Source organism: Hansschlegelia beijingensis (assembly GCF_045505405.1).
Lineage (GTDB): Bacteria > Pseudomonadota > Alphaproteobacteria > Rhizobiales > Methylopilaceae > Methylopila > Methylopila beijingensis_A.
In genome coordinates this window covers 1-4711 of record NZ_JBJKEX010000234.1, presented here as the reverse complement: position 1 = coordinate 4711, position 4711 = coordinate 1, and the positions used below count along the sequence as shown (strand labels likewise).

Annotated in this window: 5 protein-coding genes; 4 read left to right on the top strand and 1 reads right to left on the bottom strand. The window is 70.2% G+C overall.

What is annotated here, in order from left to right:
• From ACIKT0_RS13120 to ACIKT0_RS13105, 4 genes are all read left to right on the top strand, one after another.
• Positions 1–550: transglycosylase SLT domain-containing protein (locus ACIKT0_RS13120; RefSeq protein ID WP_407105772.1), on the top strand; the 550-nt coding region annotated here is incomplete at its 5' end.
• 150 nt (positions 551–700) lie between these two features.
• A complete protein-coding gene (locus ACIKT0_RS13115) occupies positions 701–2203 on the top strand; it encodes a sensor histidine kinase (protein ID WP_407105771.1) in 1503 nt (500 codons plus the stop codon).
• Positions 2200–2634 (top strand): response regulator, encoded by a 435-nt coding sequence (locus ACIKT0_RS13110; RefSeq protein ID WP_407105770.1) that lies wholly within the window; start codon positions 2200–2202, stop codon positions 2632–2634. The genes ACIKT0_RS13115 and ACIKT0_RS13110 overlap by 4 nt, the downstream gene beginning before the upstream one ends.
• Positions 2631–3677, top strand: a complete 1047-nt coding sequence (locus ACIKT0_RS13105; protein WP_407105769.1) for a sensor histidine kinase — start codon at positions 2631–2633, stop codon at positions 3675–3677. Before ACIKT0_RS13110 ends, ACIKT0_RS13105 begins: the two co-directional genes overlap by 4 nt.
• A gap of 18 nt (positions 3678–3695) precedes the next feature.
• On the opposite strand, the gene ACIKT0_RS13100 is transcribed toward ACIKT0_RS13105, so the two are convergent.
• On the bottom strand, positions 3696–4711 hold a 1016-nt coding region (locus tag ACIKT0_RS13100), incomplete at its 5' end, for a molybdopterin dinucleotide binding domain-containing protein (RefSeq protein ID WP_407105768.1).

Below are 4711 nucleotides of genomic sequence, written 5' to 3'. Positions count from 1 at the left end.
GCTGCGCAAGATGGTCCGGGAGCAGGCCGTGGCGAACGCGCTGCCCCCCGAGGTCGCCGAGGCGGTCGCCGAGGTCGAGAGCGGCTTCGACCCCAACGCCGTCGGCGCCGTGGGCGAGGTCGGGCTGATGCAGGTGCTGCCCTCGACCGCCCGGATGCTCGGTTTCCAGGGCCCCTTGCCGACGTTGTTCGATCCCGCGGTGAACGTGCGCTACGGCGTCCGTTATCTCAGCCAGGCCTGGCGCAAGACCGGCCAGGACATCTGCGCCACCGTCATGAAGTACCGGGCGGGCCACGGCGAGACACGCTACTCGCAACGCTCCGTCGACTATTGCGTCAGGGTGCGGGCGCTGCTCGCCGAGCGCGGCTTCAAGGTGACCGGGACCGTCCCGGTCGCGACCTTCGGGTTCGCCGCTGGGCCGCGCAGGATCGCGGGCGTGAAGCGGCTGCCGGGCGGCCGCGTGCGGATGACGTTCAACTGGCGGCAGGTCGATCTGCGCCGCCGCGCGCTCGACAGGCAGGCCGCGTCCGGTCTCCGCATCGCCGATTGACCGGCGTCGCCCTCAGGGGCGCGGATTTAGGGCTGGACGGCGCCCCCGTTAGGCGGCATGTGACTACCGGCAAAACAACAAGGCGGCCGCGTTGATAGCCGGAGTGTCAGAAATCCTGGAAATGCGCCGCGCCGCAGGCGGGACGGCGCGATGACGCGCTCGCTTGGGCGGGACTCCGCCGTCCGTAACGAAATCCTGATGCTCATCGTCGGCTTCGTCGCGCTGGTCGCTGTCGGCGGCGCGACGGTGTGGCTCGTCAGCAAATCCGACGACTTCAACCGTCAGGTCGCGACCACGCTCGAGACCAAGAACGAGATCGTCCGCACGCTCAGTCTCGCGCAGGACGCCGAGACGGGACAGCGCGGCTACCTGCTGACGGGCGAAGACCGCTACCTGAGGCCCTACCGCAGCTCCCTGGAGAAGATCGACGACCACTTCCGCCGCCTCGGCGAGCTGATCGGACCGGACGGGCCGCAGCGTCAGGATTTCGAGACGGTCCGGGCGACGGTCCGGGACAAGTTCGCCGAACTTGCGGAGACGGTCGGCCTCAGCACGAGCGGGCGCCGCGCGGAGGCGCAGGCCATCGTGCTGTCCGACCGCGGACGCGAGGCCATGGTGCAGATACGGCAGCTGGTCAGCCGGATGACCGCGCGTGAGGACGCCACCCTGGCCGAACGCACCGAGGACGCCGCGCGTCTCTCGAACGGGCTGCTCGCCGTCGTCGTGCTCGGCCTGGTCATCGCGGCTGCGGTCGCCTTCGTGGCCCAGCTGCTGGTCCGGCGGCAGACTCGGGTGCTCGCGGCCGCGCAACAGGAGCTGGCGCAGGCCAATCACCGCCTCGAGGCGGCGGTGGCGGAGCGCACGTCCGAGCTGGTCGCGGCGAATGGAGAGATCCAGCGCTTCGCCTATATCGTCAGCCACGACCTGCGGGCGCCGCTGGTCAACGTGATGGGCTTCACGAGCGAACTGGACGCCGCGCGCGGCGTGCTGAAGGAGCAGCTGGACGAACTGACCGAAAGCGTGCCGGACAAGATCCGGCCAGAGGCCCGCGAGGCCGTCGAGGTCGACCTGCCGGAGGCGATCAGCTTCATCCGCACCTCGACCGCCAAGATGGATCGGCTGATCAACGCCATCCTGCGGCTGTCGCGCGAGGGCCGGCGCGTGGTGACGCCGGAGAGCGTCTCGGTCACCGACATGGCGAACGCGATCGCCGCGACGCTGCATCAGCAGACGGCCGCCGTGGGCGCCGAGATCGTCGTCGACCCCGCAATGCCCGCGCTCGTCACCGACCGGCTGTCGTTGGAGCAGATCTTCCAAAACCTGATAGAGAACGCCGTGAAGTATCTCGACCCGGCGCGGCCCGGCCGGATCGAGATCCGGGGGCGGCGGGTCGGCCCGCAGGTCGAGTACACGATCGAGGACAATGGACGCGGCATCGACGCCAAGGACCATGAACGCGTGTTCGAGCTCTTCCGCCGCGCCGGCGCGCAGGACAAGCCCGGGGAAGGCCTGGGCCTCGCCTTCGTGCGCGCCAGCGTGCGCAGGCTGGGGGGCACGATCAGCCTGATTTCCGAGCCCGGCAAGGGCTCGACCTTCCATCTGACCTTCCCGGCCGTTCTGCGGCCGCAAACCGAGACGCAGGCCGCAGCATGAACACCAGCAACCAACGTCCGGTCGTGATCGTCATGATCGAGGACGATCAGGGACACGCACGCCTGATCGAGAAGAACGTCCGCCGCGCGGGCGTCAACAATGAGATCCGCCACTTCGCCGACGGCACGTCCGCGCTGCAGTTCCTGCAGTCCGCCGAGACCACCGCGAACGGCCCGCTGCTGATCCTGCTCGACCTGAACCTGCCGGACATGACCGGGATCGACATCCTGACGATCCTCAAGCACCACGACCGGCTGAAGCGCGCGCCGGTGATCGTGCTGACCACCACCGACGACAAGGTCGAGATCCAGCGCTGCTACGATCTCGGCTGCAACGTCTACATCACCAAGCCGGTCGACTACGACACCTTCGCCACCGCGATCCGCCAGCTCGGCCTGTTCCTGTCGGTGATGCAGGTCCCCGACGCATGAGCGAAGGCCCGTCCGAGGTCGCGCGCAAGATCCTCTACATCGAGGACGACGAGGCGCTGCGTCGTCTCGTCTCGCGGGATCTGGCGCGGGCCGGCTACGCCGTGACGGCGGTCGCGACCTGCGGCGAGGGGCTGCGCCTGCTGGGCGAGGAGCGTTTCGACGTCGTCGCGCTCGACCATTTCCTGGCCGGCGAGACCGGCCTCGATCTGCTTCCGGCGATCAAGGCGCTGCCCGAGCGGCCGCCCGTGATCTACGTCACCGGCACGGACGACGGCCGCGTCGCGGTCGCGGCCCTCAAGGCCGGGGCTTCCGACTACGTCATCAAGGACGTGGCTGGCGAATTCCTGGCCTTGCTGCGCGCCGCGATCACGCAGGCCATCGAGCAGGTCGAGGTGCGGCGGCAGAAGGAAGCCGCCGAGCGCGCCATGGTCGAGGCGCGCGACCGCGCCGAGACGCTGCTGCGCGAGGTCAACCACCGCGTCGGCAACAGCCTGCAGCTCGTCTCGGCCTTCGTGCATCTGCAGTCCTCTTCGCTGCCGGACGGGCCGGCGCGCGACATGATGCGCGAGACCGAGGCGCGGATCCTCGCGATCGCGCAGATTCATCGCCGCCTCTACACCTCGCACGACGTCCGCTCGGTCGACATGGACGAGTATCTGACGGGGCTCGCGGAAGAGCTCGAGAGCTCGCTGCGCACCAGCGACCGGCCGCACCGCATCGCGCTTGCGGTGGAGCCGATGAAGATGGCCACGGACCGCGCGGTCTCGCTCGGCGTGATCGTGACGGAGCTCGTCACCAACGCGTTCAAATACGCCTATCCGAAGGGCGTCGAAGGCGAGGTGCGCGTGAGGCTCGCGCGTGCGGGCGCGATCCTGGCGCTCAGCGTCGAGGATGACGGCGTCGGCATGGCCGAGGACGCCGCGCCGAAGGGCACCGGGCTCGGCCAGAAGATCGTCCGCACGATGGCCGCGACGATCCAGTCCCGTGTCGAGCGGGATTCCGCCCACCGCGGCACCCGGATCGTGCTCGCCTTCCCGGCCTGAGCTGTCAGGCGAAGGAGCTTACGCCGGGACGCTTGTTCTGATCGGCGTCGCGGCGACCATCCGGCGGATCTCCGGAAGGCAGGAGCCGCAGTTCGTTCCGGCCCTGGTCATGCTTCCAACGGCGGCGGGGTCGTTCGCGCCGGCGCGCAGCGCGTCCTCGATCGCCCCGCGGGAGACGCCGTGGCAGGCGCAGACCAGCGGGCCGCAGTCCGCGCCGCCGCGGGCGCGGCCGGCCAGAAGCAGGCCCCGGATCTCCCCTTCGGTCAGCCTGGTCCCGAGCTTTCCCCGAAGGAAGCTCCACGCGCCCGCCTGCGATCCAGGTCCCACGAACAAGGCCGCCCGCAGCAGCCCCTCGCGAAACGCCCCCGCCCGATAGGTCCCGCGGGCGGCGTCGACGAAGTCGACAATCTCGTCGCTCCGCCGGAGATCCGGGAACACGTCTTCGAGCGTGACGGCGGCGTTGGTGGCGAAGAGCAGGCTGACGCCGTGAGGCGCCGCCGCGCGAGCCCACCAGGCGCCTTCATCCAGAACGCCGAGCGCGCCGCCGGTCAGCGCAAAGCCCTGTCGGGCGAAGACGACCGGCGCGGCCACCACGGCGGTCGCCTTGGCGTCGGGCTGGCCGGAGAGCGGGTCAGTCGCGGCGTGGACCAGGGCGGCGATCCGCGCGCCGGATGAGGTCTCGCCCGTCCAGTGGATCGGGGCGAAGACGGCGCCGTCGCGCGCGGTCGGGTCGAACCGCACGCGCAGCACCGCCTCGCCGTGGTCGCTCGACACGCGCGCGAAGCCGCCATCGGTCAGTCCGGCTCGAAGCGCGTCCCGCGGCGATATTTCGAGGAAGGGCTCGGGGAGGTGGCTGGCGAGACGCGGGCTTCTGCCCGTGCGGGTCATCGTATGCCACTGGTCGCGGAGGTCGCTCACGGGCGCTTCAGCCTCGGCGGTCGTTCCGCCGGCTGCGTACCGGCGGACCATATCGCCGCAGAATGCCGCGAACTCCTCCGGATCGATCGGCGGGCTGGTGTGATGAGGCGCGATCC

What these genes read in the sequence shown, in the direction of transcription:
- ACIKT0_RS13115 (WP_407105771.1), top strand. Translation starts at nt 701, where the DNA reads ATGACGCGCTCGCTTGGGCGGGACTCCGCCGTCCGTAACGAAATCCTG.
- ACIKT0_RS13110 (WP_407105770.1), top strand. Translation starts at nt 2,200, where the DNA reads ATGAACACCAGCAACCAACGTCCGGTCGTGATCGTCATGATCGAGGAC.
- ACIKT0_RS13105 (WP_407105769.1), top strand. Translation starts at nt 2,631, where the DNA reads ATGAGCGAAGGCCCGTCCGAGGTCGCGCGCAAGATCCTCTACATCGAG.